Below are 26,499 nucleotides of genomic sequence, written 5' to 3'. Positions count from 1 at the left end.
TTACCGCGCCCGCTTGAGTGAGTTTTTGTTGAAGTCGCTGTCAGTCAGGCCGACCTGGAACTGATAGCCGCTCCATTGCAGGTCTGTACTCTTACCATTTTGATGGTTTTGCATCTGCTGCAGATCAGCACGCCAGTACCTATCAAGATACTGCTGATAGCCACTGAAGGTCAGAGTCTTCAGTAAACTGTTTTTACGATCGTAAAACTCAACTTTGTATATCCGGTATTCGGCTTTATCCAGCCATACAATACGGCGGGTATAACCGGAGTTCTTATCCACCGGAAACTGCTCCACCACGAAACAGTCACCGCCCTCACAGGCTTCATCTTTCAGGTAACGATAGGTATATTTTTCGATCTCAAATGAAGACAGATCTTCATAGGCAAACTCAGATCCCATAAATGGCCCGGACTTGTTGCGCGAAGCGATCCGTTTCACCCGTTTCAGTGCAGGCAGATAAAGCCACTGATCATCGGCACCAACCGCATGGGAGAAGCTCAGAAATGCTGTGCCTTTGACATCACGGGGCTTATCGAAGACGGTCAGGCTTTTGTCGCCATCCGTTTCCTGTTCCAGGGATTTCAGGCGGATCTCACGCGTACTCTCCTGCCCCTGTTTATTACGCAAGACCATCAGCATATCGGCCTGCATATCTGCCCAGCCCAGATCCCGCTGCTTAGCAGTCTGAGAAATTTCAAGGCCCTGCTCTTCGGGAGTTTGCGCAAGCACCGGGGTACTGACAACCAAAGCGGCTGCCAACAACAAATTGATCGGTTTAACAAAGCCCATTATGTTACTCATTGCTCAACTCCTTGCTCTACAGCTCGCTCTAAAGTTTTTGACTCAATCGTTTTTGATTGAATTGTTTTTGATTCTTGAGAGCTTAACTCTTTAGTATCTTTTTCCCGGTCCAGCAGCATCAGCAGCGGCGGCAAAAACAGAAAATCAACAATCAATGCTATGACAATCGTCACCGCGGTCAGGAAGCCCATATCCGCATTTATCTTGAAGCTGGACTGAGCCAGCACCATAAATCCACACACCAGTACGAAGGTAGTGATCCACAACGCACGGCCCACGCTCCCGAAAGCATACTGCACCGCCGCCACACTGTCGGCATTACGTTCTCTGCGGGCATGCAGGTACTTGCTCAGGAAGTGCACCGTATCATCCACGACGATACCCAACGTCATACCAGCAACTACCGATAACGCCAACCCGACCTGGCCATCGATCAGGTACCAGACACCGAAACCCATCGCCGCCGGGGCAAGGTTCGGAATCAGACTGATAAGACCGAAACGTACTGAACGCAGCGCAAAACCCAACAACAGCGATATCAGAACCAAAGCCGCCGAAATTCCCACCAGCATACTAACAATATTACGCTGCCCGATATGGGCAAACATCAGGTTTGGACCGGTAATCAGTACCTCATACTGAGGCGCATTCTGCACGAACCATTGGTTGATATTATTTTCTATTCTAATCAGTTCATTACTGGTCATATTATTAAGGGTAGCGATCACCCTTACCGAAGACTTATCAACGTCCAGCTGATTGTTCAGGTCCAGACCGTATGGCAACGACATCTCATATAACAACAGGTATTGCGCCGAGAGCTCCCGATCCTGCGGCAAACGATGGTATTCCAGATCATCGCCATGCATATTCTTATTCAGGCGCATCAGTGTATCGGTAAGGGTGTTAACGTGATCGGTCTCCGGCTGAGCCCGCAGCCAGGCACTGAACTCCCCCAGTTTCACCAGATATTCAGGATCATTAATGCCGCTTGATTCACCACTGTTTATCGAAATTTCCAGCTGCGTCATGCCGGAAAGATTATCCTGCATAAAGTCAGTTGCCTGACGAAAGGGTACCGATGTATCAAAATATTTGACGAAGTCATCGTTCAGTTTGTTTTGTGGCAGGAAAGCGATCAGAACCAGCATGAGCACAGTCATACCTGGCAACAGTACCTTACGCTTACTGGTCACGAATACCGCCAGTGAACGGGTCCAGTCGCGGTCCTCTTCCTTGCGCACCTTAACTTTCACGGGAAGTATCATCAGCAGCGCAGGGAAAAGCGTAACAGAGAAGATAAATGCCACCATCACCCCCATCGCAACGATATTACCCAAATCACGGAACGGAGGTGAGTCCGAGAAATTCATACTGAGGAAACCGATCGCGGTTGTAACACTGGTCAGCATAATTGGCTGAAAGTTAATCCTCAGGCTGTCATGCAACGCTTTTTTCTTTTCCACACCCTGACGCATCTCATAAAACATGGTGCTGAGTATATGGATACAGTCAGCAACCGCCAGCGTGAGAATCATAGTCGGCGCACTGGCAGAGGGCCCTGACAGAAACAATCCTCCCCAACCGGCAAGCCCCATCGCCGAAGCAATACTGACGGCGATAATCACCACAGTGGAAAAAGTACCACTAAAGGTTCGCAGCAAAAACAGCATCGTTACGATAACCACGCCAAACATGGCCGGAATCAAAGTAGCACTGTCGTTCAAAGAAGACTCAGCAAAGCTGTTATTCATCATTACCATGCCGGAAAGCTTAATCTCAAGCCCCGGATTGTCAGCCATAAACTGTTGCTGAATCGCTCTGACCTTAGTAACTACTTCCGGCACTTCGACAACCGGATTAATTCCCGGCAGCTGGACCGTCACATTCACCACCGTGACATGGCCCTGCTCGGAAACCAGCTTATCCACGAGCAAGGGTTCATGCAAAGCGATATCACGGACCCGCTTCAGCTCGTCGGCATTGAGTTCAGCATCGTCAAATACCAGGTCTTCGACGATCATATCGTCCTCTTCAGCCCAGGTATGCTGAAAATTTGTGATCGAATCAACCCGGGTTGAATAAGGTACCTGCCAGGCTGCGGCGGTAATCTGATTGATTACGCCGAGCGTCTGCGGGGTAAATACGTCGCCCTCTGCAGGGATAACAATGAACGACACGTTATCGCTTTTATTAAAGGTATTCTGCATCGACTCATATGCGATCAGCTGAGGATTTTCAGGACTGAAAAAGACCCGATAATCACTCTTGAATACCAACTTTTGAGCACCCGATGCCGCAACCATTACCAACACAATAGATGCCAGCAATACCAGAAACGGGCGTCGGAGAACAAAACTAAACAGTTTTTCCTTCATCGTTCTGCCTTTATTGACGAAACGTCATTATAAGTGAGAAAAAAACGGCGCAAGCGCCGCAGTTCATAACTAAAACCATTAACCCGGATCGGTCATCTCTTCCCGGGCATTCAACTCTTCCATCTCAGCGGCAAACAAGCCTGTTTTAAGCCGCTCGAGGGTTAAACTATAATCAAATTCCGACATCAGCGGTCGCCACTGTAAACCATCCAGGAGCAGGCTAATGTTAGTTATCAGGGCCTGATCGCTCTGCAATTGCGCCCGTACGCCGCACTGTTCGATATCTTTGCTCAGCAGGGCGATCGAACCGAACGCAGCTGACCAGTTGGCAAAGGCGATCTGCTCAATACTCAGATTGCCGGGGTTCATACACTCTTGCCCTGACAGCCCCTGTTCAATCGTCGTGATAATACTGCCACTGAGCCGAGCTTCCAGCTGCAGATGTGCAGCACGCTGTTTCTCTGATGCTTTCTCAGTAATGCCCGGCGATTTTGCGGTGATTACCAACATAAACATCATCGGGTAAAGACGGGAATACAACAGGTAGGCAAAATGAATCGCCAACATCCGGTCACGGCTGCTACCTTCGAATGCAGCAGCCCGGGCAAACAGGCTGCACATGATGCCCATGCCCCGGTTACACAGACCTAACAACAAGTCCTCTTTACCGGAAAAATGACCATAAACAGTCCCCTTAGAAAAAGGTACCTGCTTAACCAGTTTATCCATGGTCAATCCTTCGACCCCTTGTTGCTGTAGAAGTAACAGTGCCTGATCCAATAGAATATTCTCGCGTTCCTGCAAGATTTCCGGATCAACATAACGGGGACTCATAAAAACTCTTTGTCTATAAATGACGATTCGTCGATTATAGACATGATTATAAAAAATAACCAACGGTTTAACTCAGTTTTCTATGAATTTTTTATGACTTACTCAAACAGTATCGGATATGAGACCGAGCATACCACCTTTACATTGTTGTACTCGATTACACACAACCTGCTTATCTAACACATGCTACTGATACATCTTCAAAGAGGATCTCAACAAGTTCGTGACTTAAGAGGGTTCACAGCATAAATAATTACAAGCCATGGGGACAGGCACAAAATAATTAACATTAATGGGCACAGACTGCTGTACCTATGGCAGATCCTGTCGCAGCTTTGTCTATAAGGAATGTGTGGAGGCTCTACCTAAAACGTTTCGACATTAAGATTACTATTTCAGACTAAATCTATATTTTATGTGGGTTTAAGTTGGATATATATTCGTCCATATCTCAAAACGCCTGCTTCATGTGTTTCTTTGCGAAAAGCGCCACCACAGCTCCACCTGATAGTTCGCGTATCTGATAACGTCCTGTTCATCGGTTGACTAACTCTATAATAGAACCGCACACCCTCCAAAAGGACCGAGTATTCCTCCTGCGGCCCCCAACGATTGGCTGGTCTGGCCACAGAAGAGAGTTTTGCTAAGATGAGAACATTTATTAGCATCAATACAACCGTAAAACTCATTGATCATGAAGCGGAGACCTATTATGGGCCTGTTTGAACGTTATCTTTCTATATGGGTCGGTTTTTGTATTCTGATTGGCGTGTCGGTTGGCAATACATTCCCAAGTATCTTCGCGCTTGTCGCAAAGCTCGAATATGCTCACGTTAACTTTGTGGTCGCACTTTTAATCTGGGTAATGATCTATCCGATGATGATCCAGATAGACTTCGCGGCAGTTAAAGATGTAGGTAAACGTCCCAAGGGCCTGTTACTGACTCTTTTGGTGAACTGGCTGATCAAACCCTTCACGATGGCCTTTTTAGGATGGCTATTCTTCCGGGTATTATTTGCCGGTTGGGTCGACCCTCAATCTGCAGGGGAATACATTGCCGGCATGATTCTGCTGGGTGTAGCCCCCTGTACCGCAATGGTATTTGTATGGAGTCAGTTAACCAAGGGAAATCCGAACTACACCCTGGTACAGGTGGCGGTAAACGATATCATTATGGTTTTCGCCTTCGCGCCAATCGCCGCGTTTCTGCTGGGTATCAATGATGTTCAAGTACCTTGGGAAACATTACTATTTTCCACCATCCTCTATGTTGTTTTACCACTTATTGCCGGAATTCTGACCCGCGACCACCTGATCAAGCGAGGCGGTGACAAAAAGCTCAACGATTTCGTTCGTAATCTAAAACCCTGGTCGGTAGTGGGGTTATTAGCTACCGTGGTGTTATTGTTTGGCTTTCAGGCAGAAACAATCCTGAAGCAACCCCAGACGATCTTACTAATCGCTGTTCCGTTGATGATTCAGACCTACGGCATCTTTGCGATTGCTTACCTTTTGGCTCGAGCCTGGAAGCTGCCACACAATATTGCCGCGCCTGCCTGCCTGATCGGCACTTCGAACTTTTTTGAGCTGGCAGTCGCTGTAGCTATATCGCTGTTTGGGTTGCATTCTGGAGCAGCGTTGGCAACGGTGGTAGGGGTATTGGTTGAGGTGCCGGTAATGCTATCGCTAGTCGCCTTCGTCAACCGTACTCAACATTGGTTCCCTACCAGCATGCCAGCCCATGACGAAGCAGTGAAATAAACAAAGTCCTTATCTAAAGAAGAAAGGCAATAGGGGTAATTTTAGTTTGAAACAAAGCGTTGAGCAGATTTGATACTTGATACCGGTATCGAAAGCGAGCTGTACTAAACGAATTTGAGCAAAGGCAGGTGTGCACATCACTTATCAGCCCCTTCTTTTCCGACAAGACTATAAGCTAAATAAAAATCGATCAGCCGCGACTCTAATAGAGATGTTCACAACATGCTTACCGACTCATTATGATAAGGCTTTTGTGACCTGCTCAAGCGCTTTCAACAAGATCACGTATCCATGAAATGGATTCAGGGTATTCCCCTGCATCCAGCACAAACTCCTGGCCCCGTGCGGCACAGCGAAGCAGTGTATCTTCCCGGTCCCTGCCCCAGCGTTCCATCTTTGCGTGATAACTTAGTGGCGCTCTGTCCTCAGGATAAAACCAACCCGGTAAACGCCACTGGCTGGGCAGCCTTGAACCGGGGTCGGTCAGGCATAGCTGATCAGAGTAATGACTAAAAACCCCGGACCCGGGTATAGCCGTTAAAGCACTATTTATGCTCAGCTGATCACGGCCTATATAAAGAGTGTTGTTGGCATCGGGGAGGCCATGCATGTGAGGGTGATAACTAAGCCATGGGGGAATATCCTTCTGCAGTGAATCCACCGCAAGGATTTCACCGATCTGCAACCAGCCCCATAGTAGATGCTTAGCGGTACTGCCCGGCACAAAACGCCACTTTTGGCCCTGTTTTTCTGCCTCACGAAACAGGCCAAAGAACAGGAACAGATCCCCTTCCCCTACTCCTTGTTTGCGCAGATGCCCTTGCGCTGACCCCGTCTGCCCCAGCACTGGCTGCCAGCCGGGCGATCTGGGATAGCTATCATAGATAAGATCGGGATCAAGGTGGGCACCCTGCACTCCGGTTATCCGATTCCGACTCAGCTGCTTTACCAAAGTGCCAATATTCAGATTCTGCTTAAGGTTCTGCTTAATAACCTGACACTGCAGATCCCGGTACCTGATCTGAGAACCCCCATCGGGAATAGGCAATGAGATCAGAGAGCCATCGGGCAGTATCGGACTGGGTACTCCACCAGCAGAAGTATCAAAACCTTTGCGGCTCAGAATCAATTTCATACTTACAACGGAGCACTCAGGTGATTACTTTTCACCCAAATAAGGCTTCCCGCGGAAGCACGATAGATCCCATCGCCTCCGGCTGCTTTCCTAAGCCACTGCCCGGCAAAATAAACCTTGTTACCCTCTGTCAGACAGCCTGAAATCAGATAGATTTCCAGACCGTCTTTGGCGTTGCTCAAATCCAGATCGGAATCGGCCACGCAGCGAATCATTTCGACCTTCTCTGCACCAAACTGATGTAATAACAGCTGTTTACAAACACCCGGTTGCGCCCCTAGCGCACTGCGGGTATCGATACAAACATGCGCCCGGTCCTGCGCCTGAAACTGATGCAGCTTCACCAGAATTACACAGCCTTCCTTACTGTAAGGCGCATGGCTAAAGCCCTCTGGGTTGCGAAAATATGTGCCGGCAGGATAGTCTCCGCTTTCGTCGGAAAATACTCCCTGCAGTACCAAGATCTCTTCGCCTTTTGGATGACCATGGGCAGAGAAAGCGGCGCCGGCTTCATACTTGACGATACTGGTTGCGTGTCCCCGTTCGGCATCTTCTCTGGCCAGTGGTTTACGCCAGACACCCGCAGCAGGGCTGGCCACCCAATCCTGATCCAGGGTCTGGATTGCGACTGTTTCAGAGAAATCCATATTCAGCATAGTTATGCCCCTACTCCGATTATCGGAAGATGATAATAGAAACGATATATTGATAAATGTTATGTGGCTATATTTTGAGCTTTGCGATACTAAGCTTCGCTGACGCATAGTATCTTTTATTCATATATCACCACCCATCTTTCTTGATATACATCAAGAAAACATAAAATCACACGAGCGAATACACAGAATAAGTAGGTGATAAAACATTAAGTTACTCCTCTCTGTTAGAGTGTTTCATCTTAATCAAAAATTGAAACAGACTCAGTTCAACTGACCGAACGTTAACCCAGTGCTGCCAAACAATGTTGAAACTGAACAATAAGAATAAGCTGCTGTACAGTATTATGTCCCTGCTGCTGCTCGGCCTGATAGCATCGACATTTGTCGCCTATAAACAAGTTAGCGACAACATGCTCAGCTCGCTGCAAAATGAGCAGTTATTACAAGCAAACACAGCTTCAGACAAGCTTAGCCAGTGGCTCAACGGTAACCTCAACACTATAACCAGCCTTGCGGATACACTATCACAGAGCAGTGCGCCAATACGTGACAACCCCCGCTACGAGTTTTATCTGCAGCAAACATTTAAAGCAACAGATTTCTTTTATCTGTACTACGGTCTCGAAGATGGCTACTCATGGTTTACCGACTGGAACATTCCCGCGGGCTATGATCCCCGTCTTCGCCCCTGGTATATCGCAAGCAAACAAGCACAAAAGCCACATATAACCGCCCCCTACCTTGGCGTCGATGAATACAAGCAGATGTACGTTGCTATTACCGCGCCTATTGTAAAAGATGGACAATTCAGCGGCGTTATATCCGGCGATCTGACACTGGATTTTGTCAGGCAGACTGTTCTCGATATTAAACTGGATATGGGCGGATTCGCTTTTCTGGCTGAACGTAACGGTAATATTCTGATCCACCCGGATACAAGCCGGCAAGACAGCAATATCGATAACCTGCCGGGACTTTCCGAATACCCTGCTGGCTCACTATTGCAAAGCACCAACAAAACCCTGTTCAACACTCAGGACTATCTGTATTGCGCTTTCCCAATCGACGCATCTGACTGGTATCTGGTATTTACTATTCCTAAACTCGTCATTAATTCTGTGATCGTCAGCAAAACCCTGAACCTGCTGGCGTACTTTCTGGCTATTTTTACTACGGTTCTGATTCTGTTCTACACACTCAACCGACGCCTGCTGACCCCTCTGATGGACTTCCTCCAGCAGGACACCGCCACAGGACTGCCCAATAAGAAACTGTTTAAACAACAGGTATCAGACCAGTACCTTACCCACAGCCAGAATGGCATGCTGCTGATTATCAGTACCGATGATTTCAACCAGTTAACCGCAGCCTACCCGGCGACCGTAATCAATGAACTGCAAAAACGGATCTGTAACCGGATAGAAACGTGCCTCAATCAAAAGACGGTACTCGGCGTGTTTTCAGAGAGCCGTTTTATCGCCTATCTGCCCAATACCGAGCAGCTCGAAGAGCGTGACCGGATTTTACAGCTGCAAGCGCTGAACGACAGCTTGAGCCGGGTCTACCTGATCGCACAACATAAACTCAACTGTTCAATTCGCATTGGTGCCAGCTTCTATCCCCAGCACGGCGATAATATCGAAGTGCTTATCGATAAAGCTTTCTCAGTGATGGCCCTTGCCAAGAAACAGCGTAAGACTGATATCAATATCTACACACCGGACATCGATAGTCAGCTCAGTAATGACCTGCTGATCGCCAGCGCAATGCGTAACGCCCTGCGCAAACAAGAGTTTCATATGGTGTACCAGCCCCAGTATGATCTGGCAACGGGCCAGTTTAGTTCATTAGAAGCACTGATTCGCTGGAACTCAGCTGAATTGCAGCGCACAGTATCGCCGTATGAGTTTATCCCGGTCGCCGAAGCCTCTGATCTGATTATTGAACTAAGCTACTCAGTCATCGAAATGGTGGCCTGTCAGATCCGATCATGGGCGAACCGAGACACTCGTTTCGACCGGGTCAGTATCAACATCTCGCCTAAACAACTTCAGCAGAACGATTTCCAGAACCAATTACAATCTATACTGAAACGCCACTCAGTATCGCCCAGCGAAATCGAACTCGAGATCACCGAAACCTCACTGCTAGAAGATCCAGAGAACAGTATCTACAAACTTGAGCAGCTAAAAGATGCCGGATTCAGCATCGCCATCGATGACTTTGGTACCGGTTATTCCTCGATGCAATACCTGACCACTATCCCATTCAGTAAATTGAAGATTGATCGCGCGTTTGTCTCCGACCTGGAAGATAATCAGAAGAACCAACTGATCGTAAAAATGCTGTCAGATATGGCACAGGCGTTGAACTTCACCCTGCTGGCAGAAGGTGCCGAAACCCAGGCCCAGGCCGACCTGCTTGCCGAGATAGGTTGCCATATGATTCAGGGTTATTTCTATGCCAAACCAATGCCTGTCGATCAATTGGAAAGCTTTATCCACAACGCCACCCGTCTGGAGAATGCATAAAAAAGCCTGTCAGAAACAGGCTTTAGATAAAAACAACTTTAGCCTCTCATAACGGGCGAACATGACTCAGATCATAAAGTTCATCCGGTGCACAGCTGATTTCCCCATGGGGATTGTGCCCCATCAAAGACATAAACTGCTTACGTTTAAGATGAATCAAATGACGGTGATCCCCCGCCTCAAGATAGATATCATCCTCATCCTTTAGTGCATCATCCCAGATCACATTCAGACCATAAGCCTGGCCAATAGCCGGAATGGCTCCTTTTTCACAATCCTGGAACAACGGATTTAACTCCCCCTCGTGGGCCAGTTCCGTATGACAACCCAGGATACTTTCAACCTGCGGTAACATCAGCTTATTCATCGCGGGGATGGCTGCCACCAGATAGTGATCCTGATCATGCAGTACCACCGCTTTGGCGACCTGCTTCAGGGGAATAGAGGAGAAACTACCAGCATCTGCTGCAGTGGTGGAGAAAGGATGCTCAACCATATCGAATGGACAGGATTTCTGCTCAAGATAGGTATTCAGTGTGGCTGCAACGGTCATAGTATTACCTCCTGCGTTACGCCTTAGATTGCCTACACAAAGTATAGTCGCCCTCGCGTAGCTTCATTACTATTACACATGCCACAGCATTTGAATTCAGCTGAATGCCTGATCTCGTTTTCGGCTTGCTCTGGTAACACCAGTACTGACGGAAGTTCTCCGGCATAAGCAACACTTAGGGAATCTGGTACTACAAGTCACAGCCTCAAACAGCCTGACGGTTCATTCAAACGATATGATGTTATCTACTTCATTGGGAAGACATAGTTTAACCAGCCAAGCATACGCAGCAGTATCCGCCTCATAACAGAAACGTGGGTGAACTGATCAGAATATATTGCCATCTTACCCTGCACGCCCCGGGGCAGATTGTATCGGTTCCAGTCCGCATCCAGCTTAATCACAGCGATAGCCCTGCCATGAGTACTTAATTGACGTGCAGATACCAGTGTACCGCCGAACTGAAACTCACCTTCACTCATCGCCGGCAACACACTGACAACCTCACCTTTAAAGACATGGCCAGGTACCGCGTCGATTATCAATTCAGCCTCAAATCCAGGCTTCATCCGCTCCAGCGAATTCTGCCAGAAGCTACCGGCAAACAAGTTCTCCTGCTCAGGAATAAATACCATCGCCGGCCTCAGCGGCATAGGCACAGCCATGACACCAGCCCTGAGCGCAACCTGGGTCACCATGCCGGCCATAGGGGCAACTACGACCGTCCGTTCCAGATCATATTGCGCTGCCTCTAACTGCTTCTGAAGCTGTAGCACCTGTGTGTTCACACCATCAATAGTCGACTCGTGGGCAAAACCAGCACGCCTTAAATCAGCCTCAGCGGCTTCAAGACTGGCCTCTGCTGCTAAATACAGCTGGCGTCTGTTTTCCACTTCCTGTTTAGAAAACACACCTTTAGTACGACTGCCTTTTGCATAGCGTGAAAAAGACTGCCGAGCCCTGTCTCTGTCGGCTTTAGCCTGCTTTTGCCGCGCTTGAGCCAGCTCCAGCTGAGCCTGAATCTGCTTAGCACTCTGCTCTGCTTCGAAAGTTTGTGCGGACAACTGTTCCACTTTTAATTGATAGGGCCTGGGGTCAATCTTAAAAAGAACATCGCCCTTGTTTAGCGGAGCATTTGGCATCGCATCGACAGAAACCACCAGACCTCTTACCGCAGGCACAATCGGTATCGAGACATACACTTCCTTAGCGTATTTACCGTAAGGGTGGTTATAGTTCATTACCAGTAACAGCGAACCGAGGATAATCACCCCGCCTAGAATTGCAGTTGGTACACTCCACTTATTCAACGGAATACGAAAAACTTTAAAAATAACTACGCACAGGCCGGCATAGGTAAGTATTAATAACAGATCCATCTTACTCTCCCGGCTTACGGTTAATCGCTTGTTTAAGCGTTTCTACTTGCAACGAGAGTTCAGTGACTTGTTCTTGCAGTGCCAGTAGTTCTTGCCCTTCCGGCTCCGATCGGCCCTCACCATCAGGCTTAGCGTTGCTCACATGTCCGGAGAACCCCCAGCCACGGTCTTCACGATATAATGTTGACCAAATCCAGAGAAACGGCCATAAAACGTGCAACGTAAACAAACTGACCCAGCCTGCAACATGGATCGCATCCTGGTGCGGATGGTTTCGATGCTTCGCTATTTCATAAGGAATATCATGGATAACAATGATCGCGTAGAAGAAAAAAATAACGACAAAAACCACAAGGAACAACGCAACATAATCGAGAAACATTCGAATCCGCTCCGTCTTTAAATGAATTTCTTAGAATTAGAAATGAAACTACGTTTCAGTGTAGTACAACAAAATCGTGTTACTGACAGATTGAATCCAGCTATATGCAGCATTACTTCTCGCTGAATGTGAATTCAAGCAGTTATTCTGTTGCGGTTTAAACATCCATAAACAAAATTAAAATTTCGTGGCTATACTTTTTTATAATCGCCATCGGCCAGAAGGTAATATGGTAACCCTCCCCGCGATCATGGCATTCAGAACCCATTAAATGCAGTACTGGATTCCGCCATTTCCTGGTCCCACCTTCTGAAGATGCTTGCGTGTACGACAGTTCCGGGGATCATTCCCCATTCGCCAACGATGACTTCGCGGGCATAGCCGTCTCCATCGCCATCAGGACAGGGATAGCCCAGATTGACGTACCTGCTTTCAGGTTGTGTTCTGCAAAGTGAAACTGTAAGAAGTTACAGCTGAAAGGTACACATCATGAAAACATTCTATAGCATAATCCTCAGCGTATTATGCGCCTTGCTACTGTCAGGCTGCGGCAGCGAGCCAGTTAAGAAATCAAATTCCGGCTTTCTGGGCAATTATGACGGTTTCAGCGAACGCTCCTGGAGTGACGGAGCCAGAGTCTATCTCCGACCCGGCAAAGACCTCCATGACCTGAAAAAATACAACAAACTGATGCTGACGCCGGTTGAAGTCTGGCATGCCCAGGGCTCTGAATATAAGGGCGTGAATCCCCGGGAATTAAAATATATCACCGACAGTTTCACGAAAAAGCTTAAGGCTGCATTTGAGCCTGACTACCCCTTCGTAACACAGCCCGGACCTGATGTTCTGGTGGTAAGAATGGCGCTTACCGGTCTGGAAAAAAAGTCACCTGAACGGAGTGCCCTTGGCTACATTCCGATCGCCCTTCTGATCAGCGCCAGCCAAAAGGCCGTTGACAGTGCCCAGGGCGAGGAAGAAATTGTATACCGTGCGGCTCTGGAAGCCGAAGGTTACGATTCAGTCAGCGGTGACCGCGTGGTTGCCGTAATCGACCAACGTATAAGTGATGAGACAGAAGTTCAGAAAGGTGGCTCCAATGTGCGGGTTTTAGATGAAACACTGGACTATTGGGTGAAACGATTCCGCCGTAATTGGGACAAAGCCCACAAATAAATTATTGCCCTGGAATTCGATCACCCCTGGGTGATCGAATATCCCTCTGTTAAACCAAAGGAACATGCGAACAAGTCCTGTTCGTGCTCTGCGAGTATGCCGATCTAAAAAGTTCGCCCCAGGAAAAAGAAGATCGCCTTATCTCCTTCAGCAACGCCGTAGCCACTGTAGATAGGGCCAATGGGTGAATCGATGCCAAAAAACAGGCTACCCGAGCCAAGCAGATCACCACTGTCAATCTGGTCCATGTCCTCCCACACATTACCAGCCTCCAGCGAAGCCCCCAGGTAAAGCGGAAGTAACTTAAAACTCTCGACCCGATGTAGAAAAGCAGAACGAAACAGCAGATATTGCTGACCTGTTAGCTGGCCTTTTGAAATTCCTGACAACCGCATAAAACCACCAAGACGGTAACGATTCTGCGGCGCAGCCATACCCTCTACAGTAGCGCCAAACTCACCTCCCAGCAGGATAGAATTAACGCCAAACTGATGGGCACTGTTAAAAAAAACACTCAGCTGATCAAATTCACCGGATGCTCCCAGTATCTCTTTAGAACTGGTCAGGTTAATACCGGCAAAGATACCATCACGTGGAAAGTTGAAGTTATCAAACCGGTCCAGCGTAAGGCTGGTAAAGAACTCCCCCGTACTGAAACGGGTTTCAGATAAAGTTGGAGTACCGGTTAATACCTGGGTATCGATCTGTCCAAGCCGGATCCCGGCACGCAAATCAGCCCAGGTCGAAAATTCCCGCCCCAGCGCTAACTCAAGCTCAGCACGTGTCAGGCGAAGCTGGGCTATCCGCCGCTCATTTTCAAACAGATTGATACTCTGCTTGCCTAAGATAAATCGGGGCAACATATAATAAGCTGAATCATAATCCAGGGGTTGATAATACTCGAGGCGTAAAAAAGGATCCTGACCCACCTGCAGGTTAGTCTGAAGCTCCCCGCCAAGATCATTCATCTCAGTCATCATATGACCGACAGCGATGTTATAGCTATTTTCACCCTCTAGCGTACTATCCAGGGCAACCCCAAGCTGCAGATAATTCGGCCCCCAGCTCTTTTTCCGGGCATCGATCAACAAACCGGTTTGCCCTTGTTCTTCTAACAGCTGATAGGTCACTAACTCAAAAATCCCCAGTCCATAGAGGGTGCGCACATCCGCCTCGATACGATCAATATCGACAGCCTGGCCAGACTTAACTTTCATCCGGCTGAGCAAGCTCTCGTCTGCCAGCTTCGAGTCATTTTTTATACGGATAAAAGCCAGTTTTTTGTTCTCTTCAGGCTCAGGTAAAGAACGCTGTGCAAGGAGGGTCTGGTGTGCGACGGCACTGATACTCAGGCCTGCAAGTTGCTCCAGCTGCCTTTGTGCGGCTGCCACACCCAGCTGAATAGTTTCCGAACCACGCTCGAAATCTCCCGAGGTAATATCATCAAGTTCGGGCACTATCAGGATGTCCGACCCGGTCAGACTGGCGATCTGCTGCTCGGTATTCCTGCGCGTCAGTAACGAGGTTAACTGCTCAGTGATACTGATCAGGTCTTTAATTTCAGCGTCTGATTTCAGGGGGGTACTGATGTCAACCGCGATGACGATATCAGCACCCATTGCCCGCACGACATCCACCGGTAAGTTATTGGCAATGCCACCATCCACCAGCAGTTTATTCTGCCCCGCCCGGGTTGCTGCAAAGAGACCGGGGACAGCCATGCTGGCGCGCATCGCTGCAGGCAGATCGCCTTTGTAGAAAACCACTGCTTCACCGGTCTCGATATCGGTAGCCACACACCGAAAAGGCACTGGTAAGCGATCAAAGTCCTCAATCAGTGCCGCCCTGTGCGTAGCACGCCTCAGCACCAGGTCGAACTTCTCTCCCTGAATCAGGCCGGTGGGAAGCTTCAATTCCCAATTTTTGAGGCCTGGCATTTTGTCGATCAGATAGAGGTCATCATCCCGCTTACGCCGGTAGGACTTCTCCAGCCGGCTTGGCTGATCGTCAAACACATCCTTCCAGTCAATCGTCCGGTAAAGCGCTTCGATCTCGCTGACACTCAGCCCACTGGCATACAAGCCACCGATAATCGCACCCATACTCGTGCCGGCAATATAATCGATCGGGATTTGCTGCTCTTCCAGTACTTTAAGAACACCAATATGTGCCGCTCCCCGGGCACCGCCACCACTTAACGCAACACCTATTTTGGGGCGGTCAGTCTCTTGCGCCAGCCCCTGCAAGGACAGACACAACAACAGAGCGGCAATGATAATCCTGACAAAGGTTGCTGTGGTATGTATTGCAGGCACACAGGTCATGTTTTTTTCTCCAAATGTATTGGAATAACCATCATCACTGCCTGGTTACAGGTACTTCTCAATCGGAAATAGTTGAAGAAACCGTGACTTTATTCGTTGCCATTGCTCAGTTTCAGGTTCCTCTGTCCAGCTTTCCTTTCCGGAATACCAGTACAATTGATTATCATGTAATCTCAACTGCCAACTGTTTCTTGCATGCATCGCCAGCTCTATATCGTCGGCAAGCTTTGCCGAAACGGCTTGATTCTCAATTACCAGAATCGACTCTGTATTAAGGTAGGTGGAACGCAAGTTAAGATTAAAAGAACCAATGCAGGCTACTTTCCTGTCAAATACAACTGACTTTGCATGCAGCCCGTAACTAGCTGTTGGTGCACACCTGGACGGATCCCGGATCGTCTTATTGCACAAGATCGCATCCGGCTTTAACTCAAAAAGCTGCATGCCACCCGCAAGCATCGCCCGACGTCGGCCCGCATAGCCAGAATGATTGGTAATCAGGTCATTTGAGGCCATGGAATTAGTCAACGCTTTAATCACAACACCTCTGTCTGCCAGTTGTTGCAACTCACCGAGCTGACGATCATCGAAAATCAGGTAAGCGGATTCCAACAGAATTTCCTGTTCCGCCTGATGTGCCAGTTCAGCTAATAATCTGGCTGTAGCCTTGGGTTTACTGGTGTCATCAGCATTTTCCGGGACCGGGCGGTCAGAAACAAAACGGGCCTTAACCCAACTCATTTCGCCCATCAAATCTTTTAAAAAGTGTCCGGCAGCTTCCAGCCCTTCCGGCAAATCGGGCTGATGCCGGTATTGGGGAACTTCAACATCATTAAACCCTGACAGTTCGGTGACAGTGTCATCGGCCAATAAATGGACAGGATAAGACCAGCGACTGCCCCAGTACTGTACAAAACTGGCCTGAATATCAGAAACTACCGCACCGGCAACCAGGACATCGCGGTCACGAAAATTAAGTTCTCCGGAAAGGTCAAAATACTCATCGCCAATATTGCGTCCCCCGACAACAGAAAAAACACCATCAACGGTAAACGACTTATTATGCATACGGCGGTTTAGTCGGGAAAAGTCCCCTAATACATTCAACCACTTAACCAACCCGCGCCGACTGGGAATCGGATTAAAAATACGGATATCTATCCGTGGATGGCGATCAAGTGCGGCCAGCAGATTCTCACGCTCATTGAGGTTAATATCATCGAGCATGACCCGGACCCGTACGCCTCGTTCCGCAGCGGCAATCAGGCGGCTTGCCAGGTATCGACCTGAAATATCGCCATTCCAGATATAGTACTGAATATCGATGTAATGCTCGGCCTGTTCTATCAGTGCCAGGCGTTGTGCCAGGGCATCCCATCCCGTCTCTTGCAACAACACCCCACTCAGCTCAGGTGTCCTTTGTTGCGCTCGATGAGTGTCAGCTAATTCAGAGAGGGTACTGGTTAGCGGTGTGACAGACTGCTCTACAGGATGTTCCATTTCTTCAGCGAGTGACGCACAGCCTGTCAGAAAGATAAGCAATAGCATGATTGCACTAGCCCGCTGAATCTCCTTCATATGCTATCGACCTCGCTATTCATGAGTAACCACGTTAGCCCAGCAGGTGCTTATTGAATATTGCATACTGATATAAGTTAGCCCGGGGAGTTCTACGGCTGATGTTATTTATTCAACACCCACTGCCGCGGCAGTAAACCTGAACTCGTGCGCAACTGACCTCCTTAAACTCTGGCCTCACTTATAATCAGCAGCAGCAGTAACATGCAAAGTAAGCCTTACAGACGCGGTCACACCAATTCATCTAAGTTCATAAACAGACCAATCGCAAATTCATCTCAATTTCTATAGTCACAACATTTCAAGGTTTAACTGTTAAAGCCATTCACGCTAACAGCAACTTTAGCTAATTAATTTTTCAAAGCACGACTCAGCCCTCAAGTTATTCACCTCTCGCAGAAGTGACCTATAGTAAATGCAGTTCCCATACATTATGGATCCGGGAAAAAGATCATAGTCTGACTGCTGAATATCGATAGTGTTTCTCCTTTCAACATAAGCGTTACCCTGGTTAAGGCATGGGTTCAGGCATAGATTCAAATACGGCTTCAGGGTGATTAAATCAAGCTCAGTAATCACATCACCCTTCAATGCAGAGATATAAATAGCCGCCAACAATAGATGAGGCGCTTCATGCATGACCATCAGGCCCTGATACTCACCGCACTGCTTATCCTCCTATTCGGATTATTTTCTAAGGTTTCAGAACGTTCACCAGTTACCGCGCCGATGGTATTTGCCGGACTCGGGGTTTTATTCAGTCCGCTGGGGCTGGATCTTTTCGCAGTACAGATTAATACCGAATCAATCAAAGTCATCGCCGAAATCACATTGATCATTATTCTATTCGTCGATGGCTCTCTGATTCAGTTTACCGATCTGCGCAAAGTACTTGCGGGCATGCCCACAAGGCTCCTGCTGGTTGGCTTGCCGCTTACCATGGTACTGGGTACTGTCAGTGCGTATCTCCTGTTTCCCGGATGGAGTATCTGGATGATGATGTTACTGGCGTTCATTCTTTCACCCACCGATGCCGCATTGGGTCAGGCCGTTGTGAAAAGCCAGCAAGTGCCTGAACGCATCAGAGAGTCTATTAGTATTGAAAGCGGCCTCAATGACGGTATTGCGCTGCCACCAATTTTTGTCTGTATCGCTGTGTTAGCAAGCGGAGAAGCAGCACTCTCAGGGGATGGTCAATGGCTCAGATACATGGCAATGCAGTTAACGGTTGGTCCACTAATTGGTGGCCTGGTAGGTTTTATCGGCGGGCGCATGGTTGACTATGCCGCTGAGCATGACTGGATGGACTCGGTATTCCAACGCTTAGCGTCTTTATCACTGGCTCTGCTGGCTTTTTCTTTCGCTGAAATGCTTCATGGCAATGGCTTTATTGCGGCTTTCTTTGCCGGATTGATGCTGGGTGTCAAAACCCCTGTGGTACGTGAACGCATACAGGAGTTCGGGGAAGCTGAAGGCCAACTTCTGTCGTTATCAATATTTCTGATAATGGGGCTGGCCGGTGTACCGTATTTTTCCCAGTACTGGGACCTGAATACATTCATCTATGCTGTGTTAAGCCTGACCGTTATACGGATGCTGCCGGTTGCCTTGTGTCTTATTGGCAGCGGCCTGGACGCCTATAGCAAGATATTCATTGGTTGGTTTGGTCCAAGAGGTATTGCCTCTTTACTTTATTTGCTAATCGTCATCGGCGAGCTGGGCGTAGTGGGTTATGAAAAAGTACTTTCCGTCATTATATTAACGGTCCTGATAAGTACATTTGCTCACGGTTTTAGCGCACTTTATATGTCTGACCGGTTTAAAAAATGAAAACCTTACTGACTCAAAAAAAGTTCAGAACCCGTTATAGCTTTATATTGCTTTTGAGCAGCCTTATTTTTTTACTGATTTTCCCACCTTATTGGCAAGGCGAGTATAAGCGTTTAATAAGCAACATTTTACTATCGGTAACAATGTTTTCATTCTTACTCCTTGTCATCGAAAAAAAGTGGGAGCTCACTGCTGCAATAGCCTTATCCATTCCGGCTATATTCCACAACTGGAGTGGTTTTATTTACACTGGCAACTATCAAAGCACCACACTTATAACACTCAACGTTTTATTTTATCTATTCATTACATTTGAACTATTACGCTATGTGATGAATGAAAAAGTTGTTGATTTCAACATCATATCCGCATCCATCAGCGCGTACCTTCTGTTAGGCGTAGTCTGGGCATATATCTATACCGTAATAGACCTGAACAGTCCTGGATCTATATTTGAAAGTTTTTCTTATACTGATTCCGATACGTTTTTGAAATATCTGTATTTCAGTTATGTCACCATGACTACTTTAGGCTACGGAGACATATCACCTCATACAACCATTGCCCAGAACTGGGTGATATTGCAGGCCATTATCGGCCAGTTTTATCTGGCTATTATTGTCGCCCGACTGGTCGCTATCTACAGTTCACAAGGCAGTCATAGCGAGAGATATGACGAGTAAATTTGCCCTTTCAGGCTACTTCACCATATAACCCTTAGCTTCAAGACAAACAGAGAAAGCCCGCTTAAAGCTATTCATCTGTTGTGCCGTTGCCTGCTGCTGATTCTGGCTCTGTTGCTGGGCCTGTTGCTGCGCTCGCGCTTGTTCCTGACGCCCGAGCCTTCGCCCTCGAAGAAGCCCTGCGGTTGCGCCAATAGCCGCGCCTTTACCTGCATCATCATCGGCAATCTCACCTATAAGAGCTCCGACAGCGGCACCACGAAACGCACCTCTGGCACCGGATCCTGCCCCTGCCTGGCTGGCCTGCTGCTGGCTTGAAGCGGATTGCTGCGCATGCTGTTCCGCCTGCCTGGAAACCTCAAAAGGATCGCTGCCGGTATTTGATACCGCCCAGCTATAGCAACTGGCTTCATCTGTAGATTGCTGCTTTGAATCCTGCCCCGCAGTAGGGAAAACGTAGATATCCAGTGTCGAAGCCAGTGATTTTTGTCCCTCTGAACTGACGGGCATAGTTAACATCGCCATAAAACAGCCCATTAAGAAAGCAGCCCTAACATTTACGATACGCATCATTTCCTCCTCTGGTACCCGGCATTTAGCGCAGGGGGGTACAGACGGCAAAGACAGCAAGCGCTGCCCGGTCACTCGGCATTGCTGCCGTCAGGTCACCGCTTTGCTCTGCAATGACAATACTGAATAGCCGTTTCTTATCGATCCCCTGAATAAATATATGACCACCCTCACGCACAAGTGTTTCGATTGGGGTAATGCGCTTTTCCCCACTTGCCGCGGTGGTCTGTAACTGTTTTTCGACAAGATCAATCTCAATAAAATCCGGGATATTCCATTTCCGATGTGACCCGCTCTCGCACACAGCATTGTCTGTGCAGCGCATCGCTTGCAATGTGGCACACAGAACCCGGTCGGCACCGCTGATATTGTCAGCTAACGCCTGAAGTGGCTGAATGGACAAGTACATAAATGTCAGTACGAAAATTAACGGAGTATGCAGACTTGAGTGACGCATAATGTCACCTCCTGATCCCGTCCATGGACGATTATCTGGCCAGCCTGATTTGGCTTTTCCCAGTCAAACCGGGCGTTGACTACAGCTTACGTACGAGTCGGAAGGCTTTCTGAAAATACGCAGCTAAGGCAGTATCTTGTTTTCTGGCTTCATCAAAAAACTTTATTTTACTCAGAGGCCACGATTCATGGGCATTGGAGGACCAAAGAGAGAGGTAACTCTGAAGACATGCAAGCATGTTAGACCATGGTTCACGGAGAATCAAAATTCACAATATGATTAGTTTTCAATCCAGACAAGTATGAGAAATCACCGAATCCGCTCAGAAGCTATAGCTGGCCATTTTAATTACATTGAGCGAGTTTATAACCAGAGGAAAAATCCTAAGTTAACTCAAACAGCTGTTAACTGACTAGCCGTGGAATAGGAGTAAATCCATTTCCGCCATCTGTGGTTATAAAGGTTGTTATTCTTGATCACTATAACAGTCACTAATTGGCACAGAGGATATTCGAGAGTTGCTTCCAAGGGATCACAACTATCTACCCCATACCTTCAATCACTCCATCTTTAGACATAAGATAAAGTGTTGCGTCGATCAGTTGAACTCACAGCCCTAATCAGACGTTCAGCCGACTAAATCAAAAGAATCTTTTCACCCTAGCAGTAAACAAAAATCTGATACGCATAAAAGCTCGATAACAGCTCACTACCGACATATTTGAGTCGTTCATTCTGCCCGGTGACAGTTGATAAACATCGGTGGGAGGCATGTGCCAATGATACATTGCAGACAAAATGTTTGTTTTATCAATAGATTGGCTAATCCGCGAATGTGGGTAAACGTAGGAGCATCTTTGTATTTAAATACCTTATGAACTATACATTATTGTCATCAGTTACAACAAATAACCGCCTGACAAACAAGGTGGGAGGGACGGCATCATGCTATATCCAAGGATTTTGTTTTCTATTAAAAGTAAGCGACGACGGGAGGATCAAGATGAAGATCAAGATCAGGATGAGAGGTGCGTTGTTTGCTCTCTTGTTACCGGTATTTTCTATCGCAGCCGATAAACCGAATATTCTTGTAGTATGGGGAGATGACATAGGTGTTCATAATATAAGTGCCTACAATCATGGAATTATGGGCTACAAAACCCCCAATATTGATCGTCTTGCTGAAGAAGGCGCAATGTTTACTGATTACTATGCTCAACAAAGCTGTACTGCTGGCAGGGCTGCTTTTGTCACCGGCCAGCACCCCTTTCGTACAGGATTGTTGACTATCGGTATGCCAGGCTCGGATCACGGTATACCTGAATGGGCACCTACTATTGGTGACCTGCTTAAAGAAAAAGGTTATATGACGGCTCAAATGGGTAAGAATCACTTGGGCGACCAAGACAAACACTTACCCACCAATCATGGCTTTGATGAATTCTTTGGAAATCTCTACCACCTGAATGCTGAAGAAGAGCCTGAGACCTATTACTATCCAAAAGACCCTGAGTTTCGTGAGAAATATGGACCACGTGGTGTAATCAAAAGTACCGCCAATGGGAAGATTGAAGACACAGGTCCTATGACACGCAAGCGAATGGAAACAGCTGATGAAGAGTTCCTCAATGCTGGTTTATCTTTTATCGATCGCGCAGTAAAAGCTGATAAGCCTTTCTTCTTGTGGTTCAACTCCACCCGCATGCATGTTTGGACGCGTTTGAAAAAAGAAGCGATTGGCCGTACAGGTATTGGACTTTATCCAGATGGGATGGTTGAGCATGATGACCATGTCGGCAAACTGCTAAACAAGCTGGATGAGCTGAAAATAGCAGATAATACGATTGTTATTTACAGTACCGATAATGGTGCAGAGACAATCAGCTGGCCTGATGGCGGCGTTACTCCATTTCATGGAGAAAAAGGCACTACATGGGAAGGCGGCTTTAGAGTTCCCGCAGTGGTTCGCTGGCCTGGTGTTATCATAGGCGGTACTGTCATCAACGACATCATGTCACATGAAGACTGGTTACCTACGTTGTTAGCGGCAGCAGGAGAAGGTGAAATTGTCGATAAAGTTAAAAAAGGTCACCGTGCAAATGGCAAAGACTGGAAGGTTCATTTGGATGGCTATAACTTTATGCCATATTTCCAAGGAAAAGCAGAAGCCCCGAGAGAAGAAATATTTTATTTCGGCCAAGGTGGTGAGTTAAATGCAGTTCGCTGGAATGATTGGAAGGTTCATTTTGCAACACTGAATGGCGGAATAAATACTGCCATCAGGGAAACCCCTGCCTGGCCGTTAATCATCAATCTTAAAGCGGATCCTTATGAAAGAATGTGGGAAGAAGCTGAACTTGGTTATTTGCGGTGGTATGGGGATAACATGTGGCTATTTGTCCCAATTCAAGGAAAGGTACAAGGCTTTTTGGCTAGCCTAGAAGGTTATCCATTCCAGCCAGGTTCCAGTTTAAGTGCTTCTGGTATTAATTATCGCTCCCTAAAAGCGATGAAAATTCTCAAGGAATTGGAAAAAGGTGCATTTCCCGTAAATCGTTAATTGCTACTAACACAAGCTTCAAAGGGCATACAGTTTACTGTATGTCCTTCCATTTTTTTGCTTCTAGATATAGCTTAATGAATTTTTTGGTGATCTAGTCTCTATGAGCTTTAAAGTATCATTTTTTGCTATCTGTTTGTTGTTAACTTTTGTTGCTTATGGAGCTGAATATACAGGCTCTCAGCAATGTATAGCTTGTCATGAGAAGGAATTCGAATTATGGAGTAAATCTCACCACGCGAAATCAATGGCAGAAGCTACAAAAAGTAACGTTTTAGGAAGTTTTTCTAACGTAAATCTCGAATTTCATGGGATAGATAGCTTTTTTTATTCAAAAGGTCATGATGGATTCATTGAGTATTTTGTAAAGACAATCAATCAATCGGGCGTAGAAGAAGACTTTAAAGTTAAATATACATTTGGCAATTATCCATTACAGCAATACTTAGTAGAGTTTGAAAACGGACATATTCAGGCATTGAATATTGCCTGGGACTCAAGAGATGAAGCTTTAGGTGGGCAGCGTTGGTTTAATCTACAGCCTAGTGAGAATATAACTACTGAACACCCGTTTTTCTGGACTCGACATTTTCAGAATTGGAATAATCGGTGTGCAAGTTGTCATTCAACAAACGTTGAAAAGAACTATGATCCAATAAACCACACATACAGCACCACATTTTCTGAAATTAGTGTTTCCTGTGAATCCTGTCATGGACCAGCATCTGAGCATATAAAACTTGCTAACGAGGGCGCTCTAATTGAGGGCGGGACTGGTTTTGACTTGGCATTGCCTAAGAAAACTAATTGGCAATTTATGGAAGGCGACGCTATAGCCAAGGCCGCAGAAAACACCACTGCTCAAGAAATCAATATGTGTGCTCGATGTCATTCTTTAAGAACACCGATTACTAAACAGGATCACGCGAAAGACTTTTTTGATTCTAATATTCTGCAACCATTAAATAGCCCCCATTATTTTGACGACGGTCAAATGAGGGAGGAAGTCTTTGTTTTGGGTTCATTTATGCAGAGCAAAATGTTTCAAAACGGTGTCACTTGTAGCGATTGCCACAATCCACATAGCGGACAGACCATCGTCACGGGGAATGGACTATGTACTCAATGCCATAATTCCAATGTCTATGACACCAGTAAACATCACCACCATCCAACAAAGAGTAGCGGTTCTCAGTGCGTGAATTGTCATATGCCTGAACGTACTTATATGGGCGTTGACCAACGAAGAGACCATAGCTTCACAACCCCCAGACCCAGGCTATCCATTGATCTTGGTGTACCAAATGCATGCGTTTCATGTCATTCAAATCAGGATAACTCCTGGGCACTAAAATATTTCGAAAAGTGGGGAGATAACCCCGGTTCACTAGAGCATTGGGGCTATGCTCACCAGCAAGCATCAGACGGGGATGTTTTGGCAACAAGGCAGGTAATTATAAGTGCAGACGATGAAGCTTTACCTGACTATATTCGCGCCAGTTTATTATCTAATTTAGCATCTATACCTTCCAGGGTAAGCGTTGAATTCGCACAAAACCAACTTACTTCTGAAAGTTCACTGTTGAGAAAAGCGGCTATAGCATCGTTGCAAAACTTACCTGCTCAGACTAGATGGGAGATTCTCGCTCCATACTTGAATGATGATAGCCAAAGTGTTCGCTTCCAATTAGCTGAAACCTTGGCAGATTTAATGATCATCTTGCCTGAAGATTTATCTACCAAGTTTCGGTCTTTAATTGATGAATATAGATATGCGTCATCTTTAACAAATGATTCGCCTGCAACAAGATTAAATTTAGCAAATCTAGAAATAAAATTAGGGAATATAGCAGCAGCTGAACAAAACTTGTTAAGTGCGTTAAGGATTGAACCTAATTATGTTCCGGCAATCATTAATATGGCCGATTTTTATCGGCGAACAGGGCGAGAAAATAAAATTGAGCCCCTATTGAAGAGAGCCCTTGCAGTTGCTCCGGATAGTGGTGCAGCTAACCACAGCTACGGGCTTTTTTTAGTTAGAAATAAAAAACATGACTTAGCTCTTCCCTATCTGGAAGCTGCAACGAAAAAGCAGGATGCTACCCCAAGGTTCAGTTTTGTTTTTGCAATCGCCCTAGTGAATGATAGTGAAACGGAGCTAGCGGTGGATGTCCTGTCAGCTGCCAATAGGAAATGGAACCATCAATTTGATCTATTAATGCTGCAAATAAACCTACTCGAAACACTGGGTAGGCAAAATGAGATATTTCCATATCTAAGTAAACTATCTGCAATTGCTCCTGGGTCACCAGAAGTTAATGCTCTTGTAAAAAAATACAGATAATAATGCATGGTAATTTGTACGTTGCCCCTGCGTATGTACAGCGCAGCAATTGTCCGCTTTATGCGCGATGCCACCTGTTATCTGCCTCTTTCGAATGACCACTTCGGGTCGATAATAGTCTAACCCTGCGCCCTCTCGATGTCCGCTGTTGGCACAAAGCGAGCAGACCGATGATCTTCACATTTGGTCGCTAATGGCACACAGGAGACATTCGGGGCGGCTTTGGTCTGTGCGACAGAGTTTAACCGTTTACACAGAACGGTCACCCGAGAACAACTCAGAGTGATAGCCCAACAACAGGCGTCCACCTTATAGCGTCGCCTGGCTGTTATTTCTATGTGTTACTGCTTAAATTAAATCGGCACAACGTTATTTGCACACAGCCCCTTCTGACCTTGTCCGACTTCGTATTCTACTTTCTGGCATTCATCGAGAGCTGCATAGCCCCCCGTCTTGATTTCAGAATGGTCCACAAACAGATCCTCTGGTTATTGAATCAATATTTTTGCGGCCCCAAGGTAACCCTATTCGCATAATGTTGATGTGAACTCCCTCTCATTGAG

Annotated in this window: 20 protein-coding genes; 7 read left to right on the top strand and 13 right to left on the bottom strand. The window is 46.9% G+C overall.

Features of this window, described 5'->3' with window-relative positions:
• The 3 genes from ACQUQM_RS02365 to ACQUQM_RS02355 all read right to left on the bottom strand — a co-directional run bounded on the left by ACQUQM_RS02365 (position 1) and on the right by ACQUQM_RS02355 (position 4,016).
• Positions 1-804 (bottom strand): outer membrane lipoprotein-sorting protein, encoded by an 804-nt coding sequence (locus tag ACQUQM_RS02365; protein ID WP_432472877.1) that lies wholly within the window; start codon positions 802-804, stop codon positions 1-3.
• Positions 801-3,182: an efflux RND transporter permease subunit gene (locus ACQUQM_RS02360; RefSeq protein ID WP_432472876.1), complete on the bottom strand. Its 2,382-nt coding sequence runs from the start codon at positions 3,180-3,182 to the stop codon at positions 801-803. The genes ACQUQM_RS02365 and ACQUQM_RS02360 overlap by 4 nt, the downstream gene beginning before the upstream one ends.
• Before the next feature lie 78 nt (positions 3,183-3,260).
• The gene (locus ACQUQM_RS02355; protein WP_432472875.1) at positions 3,261-4,016 is read right to left on the bottom strand and encodes a TetR/AcrR family transcriptional regulator; all 756 of its coding nucleotides are present in this window, start codon (positions 4,014-4,016) and stop codon (positions 3,261-3,263) included.
• Between the two features lie 712 nt (positions 4,017-4,728).
• On the opposite strand from ACQUQM_RS02355, the gene arsB reads away from it, so the two are divergent.
• Positions 4,729-5,778: an ACR3 family arsenite efflux transporter gene (gene arsB, locus ACQUQM_RS02350; protein WP_432472874.1), complete on the top strand. Its 1,050-nt coding sequence runs from the start codon at positions 4,729-4,731 to the stop codon at positions 5,776-5,778.
• A gap of 262 nt (positions 5,779-6,040) precedes the next feature.
• On the opposite strand, the gene ACQUQM_RS02345 is transcribed toward arsB, so the two are convergent.
• Both ACQUQM_RS02345 and ACQUQM_RS02340 read right to left on the bottom strand, forming a co-directional pair.
• On the bottom strand, positions 6,041-6,913 hold the full coding sequence (locus tag ACQUQM_RS02345) for a hypothetical protein (RefSeq protein ID WP_432472873.1): 873 nt from the start codon (positions 6,911-6,913) through the stop codon (positions 6,041-6,043).
• Positions 6,914-6,915: 2 nt separating this feature from the next.
• Complete coding sequence (locus ACQUQM_RS02340) at positions 6,916-7,569, bottom strand: cupin domain-containing protein (RefSeq protein ID WP_432472872.1); 654 nt, start codon at positions 7,567-7,569, stop codon at positions 6,916-6,918.
• Positions 7,570-7,874: 305 nt separating this feature from the next.
• Between ACQUQM_RS02340 and ACQUQM_RS02335 the strand changes: the two genes are divergently transcribed.
• Positions 7,875-10,103, top strand: coding sequence for a bifunctional diguanylate cyclase/phosphodiesterase (locus ACQUQM_RS02335; RefSeq protein ID WP_432472871.1), 2,229 nt, complete (start codon positions 7,875-7,877; stop codon positions 10,101-10,103).
• A gap of 46 nt (positions 10,104-10,149) precedes the next feature.
• Here ACQUQM_RS02335 and ACQUQM_RS02330 read toward each other — a convergent pair whose 3' ends face one another.
• The 3 genes from ACQUQM_RS02330 to ACQUQM_RS02320 all read right to left on the bottom strand — a co-directional run bounded on the left by ACQUQM_RS02330 (position 10,150) and on the right by ACQUQM_RS02320 (position 12,417).
• Positions 10,150-10,656, bottom strand: coding sequence for an aminoacyl-tRNA deacylase (locus ACQUQM_RS02330; protein ID WP_432472870.1), 507 nt, complete (start codon positions 10,654-10,656; stop codon positions 10,150-10,152).
• A gap of 245 nt (positions 10,657-10,901) precedes the next feature.
• Positions 10,902-12,035: an HlyD family secretion protein gene (locus ACQUQM_RS02325; protein WP_432472869.1), complete on the bottom strand. Its 1,134-nt coding sequence runs from the start codon at positions 12,033-12,035 to the stop codon at positions 10,902-10,904.
• A gap of 1 nt (position 12,036) precedes the next feature.
• A complete protein-coding gene (locus tag ACQUQM_RS02320; protein ID WP_432472868.1) occupies positions 12,037-12,417 on the bottom strand; it encodes a DUF3302 domain-containing protein in 381 nt (126 codons plus the stop codon).
• A 489-nt stretch (positions 12,418-12,906) separates the two neighbouring features.
• On the opposite strand from ACQUQM_RS02320, the gene ACQUQM_RS02315 reads away from it, so the two are divergent.
• The gene (locus tag ACQUQM_RS02315) at positions 12,907-13,590 is read left to right on the top strand and encodes a DUF3313 domain-containing protein (RefSeq protein WP_432472867.1); all 684 of its coding nucleotides are present in this window, start codon (positions 12,907-12,909) and stop codon (positions 13,588-13,590) included.
• Between the two features lie 104 nt (positions 13,591-13,694).
• Here ACQUQM_RS02315 and ACQUQM_RS02310 read toward each other — a convergent pair whose 3' ends face one another.
• On the bottom strand, positions 13,695-15,914 hold the full coding sequence (locus tag ACQUQM_RS02310; RefSeq protein ID WP_432472866.1) for a patatin-like phospholipase family protein: 2,220 nt from the start codon (positions 15,912-15,914) through the stop codon (positions 13,695-13,697).
• A 45-nt stretch (positions 15,915-15,959) separates the two neighbouring features.
• Positions 15,960-17,492, bottom strand: a complete 1,533-nt coding sequence (locus ACQUQM_RS02305) for a phospholipase D family protein (protein WP_432472865.1) — start codon at positions 17,490-17,492, stop codon at positions 15,960-15,962.
• A gap of 633 nt (positions 17,493-18,125) precedes the next feature.
• Between ACQUQM_RS02305 and ACQUQM_RS02300 the strand changes: the two genes are divergently transcribed.
• A complete protein-coding gene (locus ACQUQM_RS02300; RefSeq protein ID WP_432472864.1) occupies positions 18,126-19,322 on the top strand; it encodes a cation:proton antiporter in 1,197 nt (398 codons plus the stop codon).
• Positions 19,319-20,005, top strand: a complete 687-nt coding sequence (locus tag ACQUQM_RS02295) for a potassium channel family protein (protein ID WP_432472863.1) — start codon at positions 19,319-19,321, stop codon at positions 20,003-20,005. The genes ACQUQM_RS02300 and ACQUQM_RS02295 overlap by 4 nt, the downstream gene beginning before the upstream one ends.
• 15 nt (positions 20,006-20,020) lie before the next feature.
• Here ACQUQM_RS02295 and ACQUQM_RS02290 read toward each other — a convergent pair whose 3' ends face one another.
• Both ACQUQM_RS02290 and ACQUQM_RS02285 read right to left on the bottom strand, forming a co-directional pair.
• On the bottom strand, positions 20,021-20,530 hold the full coding sequence (locus tag ACQUQM_RS02290) for a glycine zipper domain-containing protein (RefSeq protein ID WP_432472862.1): 510 nt from the start codon (positions 20,528-20,530) through the stop codon (positions 20,021-20,023).
• Between the two features lie 70 nt (positions 20,531-20,600).
• Entirely contained in the window at positions 20,601-21,032 is a 432-nt protein-coding gene (locus ACQUQM_RS02285; protein WP_432472861.1) for a hypothetical protein, read from the bottom strand.
• Positions 21,033-22,035: 1,003 nt separating this feature from the next.
• Here ACQUQM_RS02285 and ACQUQM_RS02280 point away from each other — a divergent pair.
• A complete protein-coding gene (locus ACQUQM_RS02280; protein ID WP_432472860.1) occupies positions 22,036-23,592 on the top strand; it encodes an arylsulfatase in 1,557 nt (518 codons plus the stop codon).
• Positions 23,593-23,695: 103 nt separating this feature from the next.
• Positions 23,696-25,936, top strand: coding sequence for a cytochrome c3 family protein (locus tag ACQUQM_RS02275; protein ID WP_432472859.1), 2,241 nt, complete (start codon positions 23,696-23,698; stop codon positions 25,934-25,936).
• A 353-nt stretch (positions 25,937-26,289) separates the two neighbouring features.
• On the opposite strand, the gene ACQUQM_RS02270 is transcribed toward ACQUQM_RS02275, so the two are convergent.
• The gene (locus tag ACQUQM_RS02270; RefSeq protein WP_432472858.1) at positions 26,290-26,409 is read right to left on the bottom strand and encodes a cold-shock protein; all 120 of its coding nucleotides are present in this window, start codon (positions 26,407-26,409) and stop codon (positions 26,290-26,292) included.
• Positions 26,410-26,499 lie beyond the last annotated feature (90 nt).

This window comes from Amphritea sp. HPY, assembly GCF_050870985.1.
In the GTDB taxonomy this organism is placed as follows: domain Bacteria; phylum Pseudomonadota; class Gammaproteobacteria; order Pseudomonadales; family Balneatricaceae; genus Amphritea.
Note: the sequence above shows the minus strand (reverse complement) of the source record. Positions and strands in the feature narration are given on the sequence as shown.

Bases quoted from the DNA above. Each gene is read 5' to 3' on its own strand.
- ACQUQM_RS02290 (WP_432472862.1), bottom strand. From the start codon at position 20,530: ATGGCGATGTTAACTATGCCCGTCAGTTCAGAGGGACAAAAATCACTG.
- ACQUQM_RS02275 (WP_432472859.1), top strand. From the start codon at position 23,696: ATGAGCTTTAAAGTATCATTTTTTGCTATCTGTTTGTTGTTAACTTTT.
- ACQUQM_RS02360 (WP_432472876.1), bottom strand. From the start codon at position 3,182: ATGAAGGAAAAACTGTTTAGTTTTGTTCTCCGACGCCCGTTTCTGGTA.
- ACQUQM_RS02345 (WP_432472873.1), bottom strand. From the start codon at position 6,913: ATGAAATTGATTCTGAGCCGCAAAGGTTTTGATACTTCTGCTGGTGGA.
- ACQUQM_RS02280 (WP_432472860.1), top strand. From the start codon at position 22,036: ATGAAGATCAAGATCAGGATGAGAGGTGCGTTGTTTGCTCTCTTGTTA.
- ACQUQM_RS02320 (WP_432472868.1), bottom strand. From the start codon at position 12,417: ATGTTTCTCGATTATGTTGCGTTGTTCCTTGTGGTTTTTGTCGTTATT.
- ACQUQM_RS02355 (WP_432472875.1), bottom strand. From the start codon at position 4,016: ATGAGTCCCCGTTATGTTGATCCGGAAATCTTGCAGGAACGCGAGAAT.
- ACQUQM_RS02325 (WP_432472869.1), bottom strand. From the start codon at position 12,035: ATGGATCTGTTATTAATACTTACCTATGCCGGCCTGTGCGTAGTTATT.
- ACQUQM_RS02340 (WP_432472872.1), bottom strand. From the start codon at position 7,569: ATGCTGAATATGGATTTCTCTGAAACAGTCGCAATCCAGACCCTGGAT.
- ACQUQM_RS02305 (WP_432472865.1), bottom strand. From the start codon at position 17,492: ATGAAGGAGATTCAGCGGGCTAGTGCAATCATGCTATTGCTTATCTTT.
- ACQUQM_RS02310 (WP_432472866.1), bottom strand. From the start codon at position 15,914: ATGACCTGTGTGCCTGCAATACATACCACAGCAACCTTTGTCAGGATT.
- ACQUQM_RS02300 (WP_432472864.1), top strand. From the start codon at position 18,126: ATGCATGACCATCAGGCCCTGATACTCACCGCACTGCTTATCCTCCTA.
- arsB (WP_432472874.1), top strand. From the start codon at position 4,729: ATGGGCCTGTTTGAACGTTATCTTTCTATATGGGTCGGTTTTTGTATT.
- ACQUQM_RS02335 (WP_432472871.1), top strand. From the start codon at position 7,875: ATGTTGAAACTGAACAATAAGAATAAGCTGCTGTACAGTATTATGTCC.
- ACQUQM_RS02330 (WP_432472870.1), bottom strand. From the start codon at position 10,656: ATGACCGTTGCAGCCACACTGAATACCTATCTTGAGCAGAAATCCTGT.
- ACQUQM_RS02285 (WP_432472861.1), bottom strand. From the start codon at position 21,032: ATGCGTCACTCAAGTCTGCATACTCCGTTAATTTTCGTACTGACATTT.
- ACQUQM_RS02295 (WP_432472863.1), top strand. From the start codon at position 19,319: ATGAAAACCTTACTGACTCAAAAAAAGTTCAGAACCCGTTATAGCTTT.
- ACQUQM_RS02315 (WP_432472867.1), top strand. From the start codon at position 12,907: ATGAAAACATTCTATAGCATAATCCTCAGCGTATTATGCGCCTTGCTA.
- ACQUQM_RS02365 (WP_432472877.1), bottom strand. From the start codon at position 804: ATGAGTAACATAATGGGCTTTGTTAAACCGATCAATTTGTTGTTGGCA.